The following is a 13,588-nucleotide window of genomic DNA, read 5'->3' as shown; positions in this document are numbered from 1 at the left end:
CGTGGCGCAAGCGGCGGCGATTGGCATCATCGGCGGGGCTGATGGCCCAACCGCGATTTATGTATCGAGTATGCTCGCACCTGAATTGTTGGGAGCGATTGCCGTCGCCGCTTACTCCTACATGGCGTTAGTGCCTATGATTCAGCCGCCGATCATGCGTGCGCTTACCACGCAAGAAGAGCGTAAAATTCAGATGCAGCAGCTGCGTCAGGTGCACAAGCTGGAAAAAATCGGCTTTCCGCTCCTACTGCTGCTCTTGATTGCTCTCTTGCTGCCTTCGGCAACGCCACTGCTCGGCATGTTCTGCTTTGGTAACTTGATGCGTGAATGTGGCGTGGTGGAGCGTTTATCCGATACGGCGCAAAACGCCCTCATCAACATAGTGACCATTTTCCTTGGCTTGTCCGTCGGCTCCAAGCTGATGGCTGATAAGTTCCTGCAGCCTCAAACCATCGGCATTTTGGTGCTCGGTATTGTAGCGTTTTGTGTCGGCACTGCGGCTGGGGTGTTGATGGCGAAACTGATGAACCGTTTAACCACTACCAAACTCAATCCGCTGATTGGCTCAGCTGGAGTTTCGGCTGTACCGATGGCGGCACGCGTTTCCAACAAGGTTGGGCTTGAAGCCAATGCGCAGAACTTTTTGCTGATGCATGCCATGGGCCCAAACGTCGCGGGGGTGATTGGTTCTGCGGTCGCCGCTGGGGTAATGATCAAATATGTGATGGGCTAAACATAATTGGTTGGGGTTTCTTAGACCCCAATCAATAAGCCTCATTTATAGCAAGGATAGACTCGCCGGCATGAACATATCCCTCACGCAATTTTTACACACCAAGGTCTGCCAGACGCTTTCGTTTCAACAGAGGGTCGGCGCTCTTTTGGTGGCTATGGTGGTGATCCAGCTTTCGCTGGTGGCTGGCTTTTTTCATCAAACCTTAAGTGAAACCTTACAAGATCAGATCAGCACCAAAGCGCTAATCCAAGCGCGCGAAATTGCGACCGACCCCAATCTCATTGTGCTGATCCAACAAAATCGGCTTGCTGAAGTGCAGGCCAAAATCGATCGTTTACAACGCATCTCGGATGCCAATTTTATTGTGATTGGTGATGCCAATGGCATTCGCATCGCGCATCCGGATGAGCAAAAAATTGGTTTACCGATGCAAGGCGGTGACAGCCGTCGCGCATTAAAAGAGGGCGAATATTACACCTCAACCCAAAAAGGCAGCCTAGGTTGGGCCATTCGTGGCAAAGCCGCGATTGTCGCCCCTTCGGGAGAGATCCTCGGCGTGGTTTCTGTTGGCTACCTGCTCGATAACATCAGCAGTTGGCTGCGGGTTTACTCCTACCCAGTGATTTTCACTGTGCTGCTTTTAATGCTGCTTTCTGCGCTCGGCGCTTGGATCTTTACCCGCCATATCAAACAGCAGATGTTCAATATGGAGCCGGAAGAGATCGCCATGAACCTCAACCTACAGCAGTCGATTTTACAAAGTGTGTATGAAGGTATCGTCGCGATCAGCTTGAAAGGGGAAATCCTGTCCGTCAATGCTAAGGCACTGAATATTTTGGGCATTGCCCATCAGCCGACCCATTTGATTGGGCGTAATGTTCAAGAGTTCATCACTCCAACCTGCTTTTTTATGGGCGCAAGCCCGTTTGGCAAGTTGGCGCAGCAAAACCGTGTCAGCCAGCAAGATGAACTGATCAGCTGTAATGGTGAAACCTTGGTCGCGAATCGGGTACCAATCAACTCTGGGCAGCAACAAATCGGCTGGGTGGTCAGCTTTCGTCGCCGCAATGATTTTAACACACTCACCTCGCAGCTCACCCAGATCCGTCAACATAACGATAATCTGCGCGTGATGAGTCACGAGTTTGCCAACCGCCTCTCAACCATCGGCGGCTTAATTCAAATCGGTGCGTACGACGAAGCAGTGAAAACCATTCGCCGCGAAACGGCAGAGCAGCAACAGCTGATCGATTTCATCGCCCAAACTTTTCACCCGAAAGTGATCGCGGGGTTACTGCTGGGGAAATACAGCCGCGCCAAAGAGTTAGGACTGTGTTTAGAGTTCGATCCGCTATCGCATCTGCACCAAGAGCCGCAGTGCATGACTTCAGATGAACTGGCGGCGGTACTTGGCAATCTGCTGGATAACGCGTTTGAAGCCACGCTAAAAAATCCACACAGCAATAAAACCATTTCTCTGCTGCTGACCGATAACGGTGCGGAGTTGGTGATTGAAGTGGCGGACAACGGCATCGGGATCTCGGCCGACATCGCGCAAACTTTGTTTCTCAAGGGAGTGAGTAGCAAAAACCAAGAAGGACACGGTATCGGACTTTACCTTGTCCATCAATTTGTCACTCAGGCTCATGGATCGATTCTTATCGACAGTGCGGAGCCGCAAGGGACTATTTTTTCTATTTTTATTCCCAATAGACCCAAAACGCTTGCGGCGGAAAACCTTCCAGCGCTTGCCGAACGGGCATAAGAAGAGTTTGATTATGATGGAATTAATCGACGTATTGATCGTAGAGGATGAAACGAGTATTGCTGACGTGCACAGCTTTTATCTCAAACAAACCGCCCGCTTTCGCCCAGTCGGCGTGGCTCAAAGTATCAACGAAGCGCGCAATATGGTGCGCATTCTCAAACCTAAACTGATTTTCTTGGATAACTACCTGCCTGATGGTCGTGGCATTGAGTTTTTGAAAGAGCTAACCCATCAACCGCAAGCGCCGGATGTCATTTTCATCACTGCCGCTTCGGATATGGAGACCGTGCGCGAAGCCGTACGCTGCGGGGTTTTTGATTACCTGTTAAAACCGATCGCCTACGATCGAGTACAAAACTCGCTGGAACGGTATCTGAAGTACATCAGCTCGCTGCGCGCCAATGACAGTGTGAATCAAAGACACGTCGATGAGCTGTTTAATTTTCAAGCCAAAACCGAGCAGCTTGATGGGTTGCCGAAAGGGATTGATGAGCTGACCTTAATCAAAATCCAAGAGATTTATCACCATGAACCGCAAGCGGCCTACACCGCAGAATTGTTAGGACAAGCGATTGGGATCAGCAAAACCACGGCCAGACGTTATTTGGAATATTGTGTGGCCAGTGGTTTTCTGGAAGCCTGTATTCAGCATGGTCGGGTGGGCCGTCCCGAACGACTTTATCAAAAGCGCTAACCCACTCAGCATGCCGAATGCATCAGGCATGAGTTACAAAGTGTAGTGAAAGGGGATCACTTCGGTGCTCTCCCCTATTTCCAACATTCCTTCTAAGTTGTTGCTGTGACACTGACAAAGTGGGATCACAAATACCCCTTCTTCATCTTTATCGCATTTCACTAGCATCGCCTGAGAAGATGGCGTTAAGCAGTTAATCTCAGCGCAAAACGCCTGATTATCACGGCTAAAGTGCTGCCAATAGGCCAACCAATTTTCTCGCGCTTGGGCACAAGCCAAATCTCTAGAAACTTTTCTTACTAACATCGCATCACCACTGTGGCTATTGAGTCGCCCTATTACAATGGATTTCGACTCCGCTAAGCATGAAGCGATTCAAAGTTCGCCGTAGCGATAAAAATCTTATTGGTTTTTATGTGGTTATCTTCAATTCTGATTTAATCAACTCGTTGAGTCACCGCCTAAGAGAACTCACTGTGTATAACGGAAAATGGTGCGATTTAAACCTAACGGCTCACCGAGCCAGCGGATGCGGTCGTCTTGATGGTCATAAGCATCATCGCCCGAAACCGGATGGATCAGTACACTCAGCGCGCCGCGATTTTCCTCTAACCATTCCAGTAAGCCGTGTTGGTTATCGCGAAAATGCATTTCAAACATCGGCTTAACATGCGGGCCAACACGACGCGGAACTAAACCAAATAAAGCGATCACATCACGGCGTTCACGGGCAATTTGTTGGCGAAAGCGCTCCGCGACAATCGCTTGGTCTGGGTCAAAATAAACATGGGCATGGAACATAATCACTCCTTGTTCAGCATGGCATTCAAACCATTAGCTGACGTCTTTGCAAGATAACATCTATACCCAAACTCGTAACATTGCGGATCGCTGGCAAGTGAAGATAAATCAAGATCACCCGCTGCAACGTCAACGAGGAAGCGTATATCAATGACGCCAAGAATACCTTCTTCCAAACCGAAGTATCAGTCTATTCCGTTGTTGATCTTTATCGACTGGTTAGAATGACAACAATAACCCGCTTAACGGGTCATTTTTTTAACAAAAACCACCACGAACAACGCCATGGTGAAACTGCCCATAAATGCTTCAAAGGCTGCAATAAAACGTGCAAAACCGTGCGGTGAGATATCGCCATACCCTAAGGTTGTAAAGGTGACTACGCTGAAATAGATAGAGTTCATAAACTCAAATACCTCTTTCTGCCACCCTTGAGCATTGGGGTAAAGCGGGTTGCTGATGGTCGTGCCTAATAAGTAATAACTCACGGCACAGCTCAAAATCACGACAATCGAAAACGCCACAACTCGCAGAGGATCCTCACCATAACCGCAAAACAGGTCGACAATTTTTGAGATCAGACGACTTAGACTCAGTCGTGGCATTTGATAGCGACGAAAGCGCATTTCTCGTTTAAAAAACCGCCCCGCTTCTTCGAACAAACCTTGCATTTCACACTGTTTACGTATGTTGCGACACACTTCCTCAAGCTCTTGATAAAGGGCAATTTCCTTCGCAGAATCTCGCGCACTTCGAGCTTTCAAAGCCTCGATTTCCTGTTTAAAAGATGCCCCCCACTCAATATTTTCGAGACGAGTTTTCGAAAGCTCAACACCGAGAAAATTCACGTCACCCAACCGCGCACAGTGCAAGTTTGCTCCAGAGAGATTGGCTTTCATTAATGATGAGCCTTGTAAATCGAGTTTAAAAAAATGTGCATGAGAGAGATTTGCGCGGTAAAAATCCGCTTGCCGACAAGAGTACCCACTCGCGCTGCCACGATTCACTAAGTTGATGTGTTGTAAGTCCGTTTTCGCTAATTGAAAACCATCGAGCGGACGTCCAGAATGCGCCCAAGCCTCGACCTTCTCTTTCACATCATCTCGACTTTTATCTATCACTGGGTCGTGCCAATAGCATAAGCCACTTTCTCCTGCAGCTTGGTCACATTGCCAACCACTAGGGCTACAGTAACAACAGGTCTCGGGTTGCTTGGCCATCCTTTACTCTCCACGCCTTAGATATGCCCTATTAGTTTAGGAAGCGATCACTAGAGCGTCACTTATCCCTTAGAAATTTGTCGCCCTATCGATTAGCCACCATCGAGGTCTGCTCCAACGACTTGGCGTTGCAGGCAGGAAAGATATTGAACGATAAGCAAGACTCTGCTCAAGCGCCTCACATTGCGAGGCGACAACGGTTGAAATTTGCTCGAGGTTTGGCTAAAAGGTGGGGGAAATTTTTCTCGATTGTTAAACAATCGAAAACTTCAGAGACTGAGCCAATCGAGGCAAGAGGAGTCAAGCATGGAAGTTTTGGTTTTAGGCAGTGGTGTGGTTGGATTAACCAGCGCTTGGTATCTTGCGCAGGCAGGCCATGATGTCACCGTCGTCGATCGCCAACCACGTAGCGCCGAAGAAACCAGCTTTGCGAACGCAGGGCAAATATCCTATGGCTACTCTTCCCCTTGGGCTGCGCCGGGCATTCCGCAAAAAGCTCTAAAATGGATGCTGGAAGAACATGCACCACTCAAAATCCAACCCTCGCTTGATCCTGCATTACTGAGCTGGATGGGCAAGATGCTGCTCAACTGCCAGTTGTCGCGCTACCAAGTTAACAAATCGCGGATGTTGGCGATTGCCAACTATAGCCGCGAGTGTTTAAAAGCACTCAATCAAACCTATTCGCTCGATTACCAAGGCCGCCAACGCGGCACTTTGCAAGTATTTCGTGATGAAAAGCAGTTAACCGCGATTGAAAAAGACATGCAGCTTCTAGCGCAAAGTGGCGTACGTTTTGAATTGCTGAATGTCGCCCAGTGTCTGACTCATGAACCGGGGCTCGCCCCTGTGCAGGAAAAACTGGTGGGCGGTCTATGGCTGCCGGATGACGAAACGGGCGATTGTTACTTGTTTTGCCAACAACTAACCGAACTGGCCAAGCAACAGGGTGTACGTTTTCATTTTGACTGTCACATTCAGCAATTGGTTTGTGAGGGCAAAAAGATCATCGGTGTCCAAACCGATTTAGGCTTGCTCAAAGCGGATGCTTATGTGGTCGCATTGGGCAGTTATTCGACCTCATTGCTTAAACCGCTGGGGATTGAAATACCTGTCTACCCAGTAAAAGGATACTCGTTAACCTTACCGATTATTGATGAAAAATTTGCGCCGCAATCGACCGTGATGGATGAAACCTATAAGGTTGCGCTGACTCGCTTTTCCGATCGGATCCGCGTGGCGGGAACGGCTGAGTTAGCGGGTTTTGATCCAGCGATTCCAGAAGCACGTAAAGCGACGATTGAGATGGTCGCGCGTGATTTGTTTCCGCACGGCGGTGATTTTGCAAAAGGGCAATTCTGGACCGGTTTTCGTCCCATGACTCCCGATGGCACACCAATCATCGGTGCCACTCCCTATACCAATCTCTATACCAATACTGGGCATGGCACACTGGGATGGACCATGGCTTGCGGCTCCGCCAGTATTCTGGCCGATGTGCTCACCCATGGCGAAAGCCCGCTCAGCCGTTTGGGGCTAGATCTGTTCCGTTATCCGAAAGCATCTTAAATGCGCGGCTTTTTGGCTCTGCCTGCAGGAGCATGGCAGAGTCATCTCTCACAATCCGCACGCCATCCACAGTGTAAAACTCCAATAAGCTGACTAAATTATGGTCATTTCTTATTTATTTTTATCCTACTTAACCAAAGCATAAAATTTTTATCTAGCACATATCACCCACCAGATTGACCAAAAATTCACCACACCCTCCAATACTCAGCCCGTTGTACAACGAATAAACAGTTTTTGTGTTCAGCGTCACGCATCCATTCTTTGCCAGATAAAAGAATTAACATTTGAGTTACAAAAAGATTAATATACCGAACACACAACAGACACAATAAACACAACAACTCATTTACAGGGAAACTACTTATGCAGTCATTTGTTGATTTTCTGAATGGAATCATCTGGAGTCCGGCGCTGATTTATCTCTGCCTCGGCGCTGGCTTGTTTTATTCCGTTCTGACTCGTTTTGTACAGGTTCGTCACTTCTTCGAAATGTGGCGCCTACTTCTGAATAATAAAGAATCCTCAAAAGGGATCTCCTCTTTCCAAGCGCTCGCCGTATCACTCTCAGGCCGTGTGGGTACTGGTAACATTGCTGGGGTTGCTGCCGCTATCGGTTTCGGTGGCCCGGGTGCGGTATTCTGGATGTGGATGGTTGCGTTTTTTGGTGCCGCCACCGCGTATGCAGAATCCACTCTGGCGCAAATTTATAAAGAAGAAGACAACGGTGAATTCCGTGGCGGCCCCGCTTACTACATCGAAAAAGCCATGGGTCAAAAATGGTACGCTTGGGTCTTCGCGATTGCGACCATCTTTGCTTGTGGGGTGTTGCTGCCTGGCGTGCAATCTAACAGTATCGGCAACGCCGTTGAGTCAGCATTTGGCTCAGGCCCAATGATTGAAACCGCACTCGGCACCTTTAGCTTTGCCAAAATTTTCACCGGTACGGTGATTTCAATCCTACTTGGCTTCATTATCTTTGGTGGCGTAAAACGTATCGCAAGCTTCACTCAGATCGTGGTGCCTTTTATGGCGCTGGCGTACATCATCACTGCGTTCGTGATCATTCTGCTCAACATCGGTGAAGTTCCACGCATTATTGCGATGATCGTCGGCGACGCATTCTCACCAATGGCTGGCGTAGGTGCGGCGATTGGTTGGGGGGTAAAACGTGGGGTTTACTCTAACGAAGCAGGCCAAGGTACTGGCCCACACGCCGCAGCGGCAGCCAGTGTAGAACACCCAGCACAGCAAGGTTTGGTACAGTCTTTCTCTATCTACATTGATACCTTGATGGTCTGTTCAGCCACCGCGTTCATGATTTTGATCACCGGCGCTTACAACGTTCACGGTGCCGCTGAAGGCATGTTCCTTGTGCAAAACCTGCCAGCGGACATCATTGCCAGCAGCCCAGCCTTTACCCAAATTGCGGTAGATAGTGCCCTCCCCGGCATTGGTAAACCGTTCGTGGCGTTTGCGTTGTTCTTCTTCGCCTTTACTACAATTTTGGCTTACTACTACATCGCTGAGACTAACGTGGCCTATATCCGCCGTACCTTCAAAGTCGATGGTTTGATGTTTGTGCTCAAACTTGTACTGATGGCATCGGTATTCTACGGCACAGTGAAAACCGCGAACTTGGCATGGGCGCTGGGTGATGTCGGGGTAGGCTTAATGGCTTGGCTCAACATTGTCGGCATCATCATCATCTTCTTTATGTCTAAGCCAACCATGGCGGCTTTGAAAGATTATGAAGATCAGCAAAAACAAGGTGTGACCGAATTTACCTTCAACCCAGTGAAGCTTGGTATCAAAGGAGCGACGTACTGGGAAGGAAAATACCTTCGCAAAACGGGCAAAGCCCCAACCGCGGAAGTGAAAGAGACCCAAAGGGTAGAGCAAACTAGCTCACTATAAGAAAAAGCAGTGAACACAACATAAATAAGTCAAAGGGTTAGCATTCGCTAACCCTTTTTATTTGCCGTATAGCACTGATTACACGACTCTCCTGCCATACAAAATGCACCTTATAATCCGCATCAGGTATTAACGGTTTACGATCAATGCTCAGCCGCAAGGTAAGTTGGTTGCCATCCAACCCAATGAGCTGGGCATCGCTGAAATCAAGGTAGATTTGTACTTGTGGGAATAGCGCTTTAAATAGACTCTCTTTTGCAGAAAACAGCAAAGTCACCGCTGAAGCGAGATCGAACTGTTGCGCTAACAGCGCCCACTCTTGGGCGGTACCGATCATAGCTTGCACCTCACTAGCGGTTTGATGTGCGAGCCGATGTTCAATATCAATACCAAGCGAGAGGTGTTCTGCCTTAAGCACAGTGCATACTGCCCAACCGTCACAATGGGCGATCGAACCTGTGATCCCAGCAGGCCATATTGGCTCTCGATGGGTTCCGATAGCAATTGGCCTATCGTAACCCTGTCCGATCTGTTTGAGCGCTTGCTGCACTAACTTACGTCCTGCGACAAATTCTGCTTGGCGCTTAACCACGGCCTTGTGCAGGCTATGGTAGACGGGAGAGGCTAAATAGCGCTGCTGATCCTCATCAAATTGCTGAGGATCGAATTGGCAAACCTGAATAGTCAATCCTGCCAGCTCAATCGCTGGCATTGAAATCATAAAAGCCATGTTTAACCGCGCTTTAACGAATAAGGGATAATCAAAGGCGTGCTGGAGATAGGATCGGGCATCACCACACAATCAATCCCAAAGGCTTGCTTAACCAACGCTGGAGTCACCAAAGAGTGTGGATCGCCCTGCGCGACGATTTTGCCTTCTTGCAACACAATCAGATGGTCGGCGTAACGACACGCCTGATTCAGATCGTGCAGCACGGCGACTAGAGTATGTCCTTGCTGACGATTAAGCCGCCAAAAGAGATCGAGCAGTTCGATTTGGTGAGCAATATCAAGATAAGTGGTGGGCTCATCAAGCAGTAAATACGGCGTTTGCTGCGCCAGCGCCATGGCGACCCAAACCCGCTGACGCTGACCACCGGAAAGCTGATCCACACTGTGCTGCGCAAGCTCATAGACGTGAGTGGCTCGCATCGCCTCTTCTACCGCTTGTTCATCCGCCCTACTCCACTGGCGAAATAGCCCTTGGTGAGGATAACGCCCACGCGAGACCAAATCGACCACCTTTATCCCTTCTGGTGTCAACGCGCTTTGAGGCAGTAATCCGAGCTGCTTGGCTACCACCTTGGTCGGTAAGTGGTGAATATTCTGACCATCCAGTAATACTTGCCCAGCCAGCGGCTTGAGTAAACGACACAAGCTTTTTAGCAAGGTTGATTTACCACAGCCATTAGGCCCAACTATCACCGAAAATTTCCCGTGCGGAATCGCCAAATCCAGCGCATTACACACCGATTTTCCTTCATAACCCAAACTCAGTCGCTCAGCCTTAAGCCTGTGATCTTTGGCCTTTAATACGGCGCTCTGTAAGCCTGCATCCCAAATTGTGTCCATAACGGCATTTCACTCAATCAAAATTCTCTTTATTCCGCACAGCGTCGAATGGCTCAAAGTACGGGCTGACGGCTGCGCGCAAATAGCTTAAAAACCTGTTGGCATGTGATGCGGTTTAAACCGTATTTTTTGAACGCATCAATAACATCAATAAATACATGCCCCCAACCAATCCCGTAATTCGCCCGATGGGGAGGGTTAAGGCGAGCGGCATCCACTGAGTGAGCAAATCAGCCCCTAACAGTAAGCAAGCTCCCATTAAACCTGCACTCACCAGCGGAATATTGGCGGTTTGACGCAAGCGAGCGGCAAGTTGAGGAGCGGCCAGAGCGATAAAGGCGATCGGTCCTGCGGCTCCTGTCGCTAATGCCGCCAAAGTCACCGCGGCGAGAATCATGAATAAGCGTATCGGCTCGACTGCGACCCCAAGTTGACGGGCAATCTCATCCCCCATCTCAAGCATTTGTAATGAGCGTGCAAGACCTTTGATAAGCGGCAGCAGCATCAACACGCCACACATGACAGGAAATACGTGGCTCCATTCTCGGGCATGCAGTGAGCCCGATAGCCATAAATTGGCGGTGATGGCGCTGTCTAAACTGCCTTTGACTAGCAGCAAGCCATTGAGCGCCGTCAACACTGAACCCACGCCAATCCCGGTTAGCACTAGCCGATAGCGCCCGACCGTTCCTGACTTTACCGACAACAGATAGACCGCGATGGCCGTCATGACTCCGCCAGCAATCGCCGAAAAAGCCACGGCTAACCCACTGCCGGCAAATAAAATAATTTGCAGCAAAGCCCCGGTGGCCGCGCCAGAGGTGAAACCAATGATGTCCGGAGAACCAAGCGGATTACGAGAGATCGATTGGAAAATAGCGCCGGAAAGGCCTAAGGCCGCGCCAGCAAACAGCGCCGTGAAAATCCGAGGTAAACGGATATCGAGCAAGACTTGTCGTTTGAACCCTGAGGTAACTTCCCCCAATAAAATGGCAGTGACGTCAGAGATTGAAATCGGCAATTTGCCGACACAGATCGCAAGCACAACCAAGGCCAAAACAATAAGGCTTAGCACCAACGCAACAGCAATGTTGCGCCGCTCAATGCGCAGCGTATATGCCCCTTTTCGCCACAGCCAAAAACGAGTTTGATTCAACCGACCTTCTGGGGCTACAGATGTGATAGTTTCCATCGTCTCACCAATAGCACAAAGACTGGCCCTCCGATTAAGGCGACCATGATCCCTGCACTAATTTCATCGTTTGAACCGATTAGCCGCCCGGCCAGATCGGCACCTAACAATAACAGCGCCCCAAGCAACATAGAGTAAGGCAGTAAGCGACGATGTTCAGCGCCCACCCAAAGCCGCGCTAAATGGGGTGCGGTTAAGCCAAGAAAACTGATTGGCCCAGCCGCTGCGGTTGCAGTGCCAGCCAACAGCGTGACTACGGCGGCAGAAGCGATCCAGATCCATAACGGATTGACGCCTAATGCTTTGCCCGCGTCATGCCCAAGTACCACAGTATCCAATCCGCGGGCGAGCAAGACAGCCGCGATCAACCCGAGTAGTACGAATACACTTGTCGGCAGCAAAACTTCATATCCTCTGCCTTGCAAAGAGCCAATCGACCAATGTCGAAACTGGTTAAACACCTCTTGGGCGCTATTGAGCATAATCAAATGAGTCATAGACAAGAGCACCACCGTCATCGCCGCACCAGCCAGCACCACTCGAACGGGATTGGGGGATTGATTGATACCTGCCAGCAGATAAACGCCCACACTGGTTGCTGCCGCGCCAAATAAGCCAAACCACAAATAGTGCAGCATATCGGTTAGACCAAACCCAGCAATGCCAATCACCACCATCAAGATTGCGCCCGCATTGACACCCAAAATGCCCGGATCCGCCAATGGGTTACGCGTCATCGCTTGCATGATAACGCCTGCAGCACCAAGCGCTGCGCCCACCAATATCGCTAACCCCGTGCGCGGCACACGTAGGTAATGCACTAGAAGATGCTGAGTGTTCTGCTCATCAAAATGAAACAGCGCATCGAAAGTCACGGCATAAGGAATGTCGCGAGATCCGACAAACACACTGCTTATCGTCAATCCCATCAATGCCACCAGCATCAACCCCATTAACCAGTAATCACGCCCAGCCAACGTCGGATTTTCTCGCTTTGAGGACGCAACTCTGATTCCCATCGCCTCATTCATGGCATGACTAAAGATTGTGCTTGCTCGCCAGCAAAGCGTCGCAGCAGTGAGTTAATGATTTCTCGGGCACTGAACAGGTCAATGCGAAATGAGTTTTCACCCAATCCATAAACTTGCTTGCGCTGGATCGAAGGCAAGTTTTTCAAAATCGGATCGTGGAGAAAAGCTTGAGCTTGCTGATCGGTCATCGTGATAAGAAACGTGGTCTCAGCCTGCAACTGAGTTAAATGCTCATAATGGATGCGCAGAAAATCTCGATGGGCGATGGAACCCGCTTGCCATGCTGGATCTGGCTCCTCCAACGCAACCCCGACCGATTGCAACAGTTGAGCATGAGCACTTTGCGCTTTCGCCACCGCATTGACCACACCGGGGCCATGGTAGCTCACAATATTGGCGCGCCCCTTGGGCAGATCCAGCACATCTCGCACTTGCTTTGTCCACTGCTCAAAATTGTGTATTGTGCGCTCCGCTTGATCTTCAAGTCCGGTAGCAAGCCCCAACTGCTGCGCCAAAGATTGCCAAGTTTGATCGCTGTAATCGACCAAGATGGTCGGTGCAATCGCTTGTAAAAGCGGAATTTGATCGCGAGCGGAATCCGCGCCTATCATGGAAACCACGATCAAATCCGGTTGCTCGACATACACCGATTCGAGATCGACACTTCCCGCAGGCCAAAGTTTTTTCACTTGACGCAGCTCTGCCAGCTTTCGCCACTGCTCAAAAAAGGTGCTTTGCGTGGTCGCAGCGCTAGCAATGACTGGCGCATCTATCGCCAGCAGTGTTCCGGTCACCGTGACGGCCGTCGACAAAATTCGCTTTGGCTGAGAGGGAATCGTCGTGATTGAACCGTCCGCATTCTGAAAGGTTCTTGGCCAAACATTCTGCTGCGCGCTGACAAGACCACTGAACAGGCAACCCAATATCACAGACAATAAAATAAAAATATTTTTCATTGTAATATTGATTCTCATTTCGTTAAAAGTTTACTATCGCTCATCAATCATCTTAGGCTGGACTCTAGAGACAGAGGGGTGAGTAAAAAGTGAACTCAGTATATCCATGCCCCCCCAGGCTCGCAACCAAGC

General features: G+C 49.7%; 13 protein-coding genes. 5 read left to right on the top strand and 8 right to left on the bottom strand.

Annotation, left to right across the window (positions count from 1 at the left end; all coding sequences use genetic code 11):
* The 3 genes from GOU96_RS02930 to GOU96_RS02920 all read left to right on the top strand — a co-directional run.
* A partial coding sequence (locus tag GOU96_RS02930; RefSeq protein ID WP_324701943.1) for a sodium ion-translocating decarboxylase subunit beta occupies positions 1 to 733 on the top strand: 733 nt, incomplete at its 5' end.
* 70 nt (positions 734 to 803) lie between these two features.
* Positions 804 to 2,501: an ATP-binding protein gene (locus GOU96_RS02925; RefSeq protein ID WP_001889148.1), complete on the top strand. Its 1,698-nt coding sequence runs from the start codon at positions 804 to 806 to the stop codon at positions 2,499 to 2,501.
* Positions 2,502 to 2,514: 13 nt separating this feature from the next.
* The gene (locus tag GOU96_RS02920) at positions 2,515 to 3,198 is read left to right on the top strand and encodes a response regulator (RefSeq protein WP_000970288.1); all 684 of its coding nucleotides are present in this window, start codon (positions 2,515 to 2,517) and stop codon (positions 3,196 to 3,198) included.
* 33 nt (positions 3,199 to 3,231) lie between these two features.
* Here GOU96_RS02920 and GOU96_RS02915 read toward each other — a convergent pair whose 3' ends face one another.
* The 3 genes from GOU96_RS02915 to GOU96_RS02905 form a co-directional block, all read right to left on the bottom strand.
* Positions 3,232 to 3,504, bottom strand: coding sequence for a hypothetical protein (locus tag GOU96_RS02915; protein WP_001924794.1), 273 nt, complete (start codon positions 3,502 to 3,504; stop codon positions 3,232 to 3,234).
* A 165-nt stretch (positions 3,505 to 3,669) separates the two neighbouring features.
* The gene (locus GOU96_RS02910; RefSeq protein ID WP_000468221.1) at positions 3,670 to 3,999 is read right to left on the bottom strand and encodes a DOPA 4,5-dioxygenase family protein; all 330 of its coding nucleotides are present in this window, start codon (positions 3,997 to 3,999) and stop codon (positions 3,670 to 3,672) included.
* Positions 4,000 to 4,241: 242 nt separating this feature from the next.
* Positions 4,242 to 5,219, bottom strand: a complete 978-nt coding sequence (locus GOU96_RS02905; RefSeq protein ID WP_001118852.1) for an ion channel — start codon at positions 5,217 to 5,219, stop codon at positions 4,242 to 4,244.
* 306 nt (positions 5,220 to 5,525) lie between these two features.
* On the opposite strand from GOU96_RS02905, the gene GOU96_RS02900 reads away from it, so the two are divergent.
* Both GOU96_RS02900 and GOU96_RS02895 read left to right on the top strand, forming a co-directional pair.
* Positions 5,526 to 6,788, top strand: coding sequence for a D-amino acid dehydrogenase (locus tag GOU96_RS02900; protein WP_000453469.1), 1,263 nt, complete (start codon positions 5,526 to 5,528; stop codon positions 6,786 to 6,788).
* Between the two features lie 366 nt (positions 6,789 to 7,154).
* On the top strand, positions 7,155 to 8,705 hold the full coding sequence (locus GOU96_RS02895) for an alanine/glycine:cation symporter family protein (RefSeq protein WP_001190518.1): 1,551 nt from the start codon (positions 7,155 to 7,157) through the stop codon (positions 8,703 to 8,705).
* 37 nt (positions 8,706 to 8,742) lie between these two features.
* On the opposite strand, the gene GOU96_RS02890 is transcribed toward GOU96_RS02895, so the two are convergent.
* The 5 genes from GOU96_RS02890 to fepB form a co-directional block, all read right to left on the bottom strand.
* Entirely contained in the window at positions 8,743 to 9,435 is a 693-nt protein-coding gene (locus tag GOU96_RS02890) for a 4'-phosphopantetheinyl transferase family protein (protein ID WP_113628950.1), read from the bottom strand.
* A 2-nt stretch (positions 9,436 to 9,437) separates the two neighbouring features.
* The gene (locus tag GOU96_RS02885) at positions 9,438 to 10,277 is read right to left on the bottom strand and encodes an ABC transporter ATP-binding protein (RefSeq protein WP_113628949.1); all 840 of its coding nucleotides are present in this window, start codon (positions 10,275 to 10,277) and stop codon (positions 9,438 to 9,440) included.
* Positions 10,278 to 10,392: 115 nt separating this feature from the next.
* Positions 10,393 to 11,469 (bottom strand): FecCD family ABC transporter permease, encoded by a 1,077-nt coding sequence (locus GOU96_RS02880; protein WP_174500012.1) that lies wholly within the window; start codon positions 11,467 to 11,469, stop codon positions 10,393 to 10,395.
* Complete coding sequence (locus GOU96_RS02875) at positions 11,448 to 12,500, bottom strand: FecCD family ABC transporter permease (protein ID WP_001001112.1); 1,053 nt, start codon at positions 12,498 to 12,500, stop codon at positions 11,448 to 11,450. Before GOU96_RS02875 ends, GOU96_RS02880 begins: the two co-directional genes overlap by 22 nt.
* Positions 12,497 to 13,456 carry a Fe2+-enterobactin ABC transporter substrate-binding protein gene (fepB, locus tag GOU96_RS02870; RefSeq protein ID WP_000789214.1) on the bottom strand — a complete coding sequence of 320 codons (960 nt, stop codon included), beginning with the start codon at positions 13,454 to 13,456 and terminating at the stop codon, positions 12,497 to 12,499. Before fepB ends, GOU96_RS02875 begins: the two co-directional genes overlap by 4 nt.
* Positions 13,457 to 13,588 lie beyond the last annotated feature (132 nt).

It is taken from the genome of Vibrio sp. R-1 (genome assembly GCF_035615595.1).
GTDB lineage: Bacteria > Pseudomonadota > Gammaproteobacteria > Enterobacterales > Vibrionaceae > Vibrio > Vibrio cholerae.
This window is presented reverse-complemented; position numbering and strand designations above follow the sequence as displayed.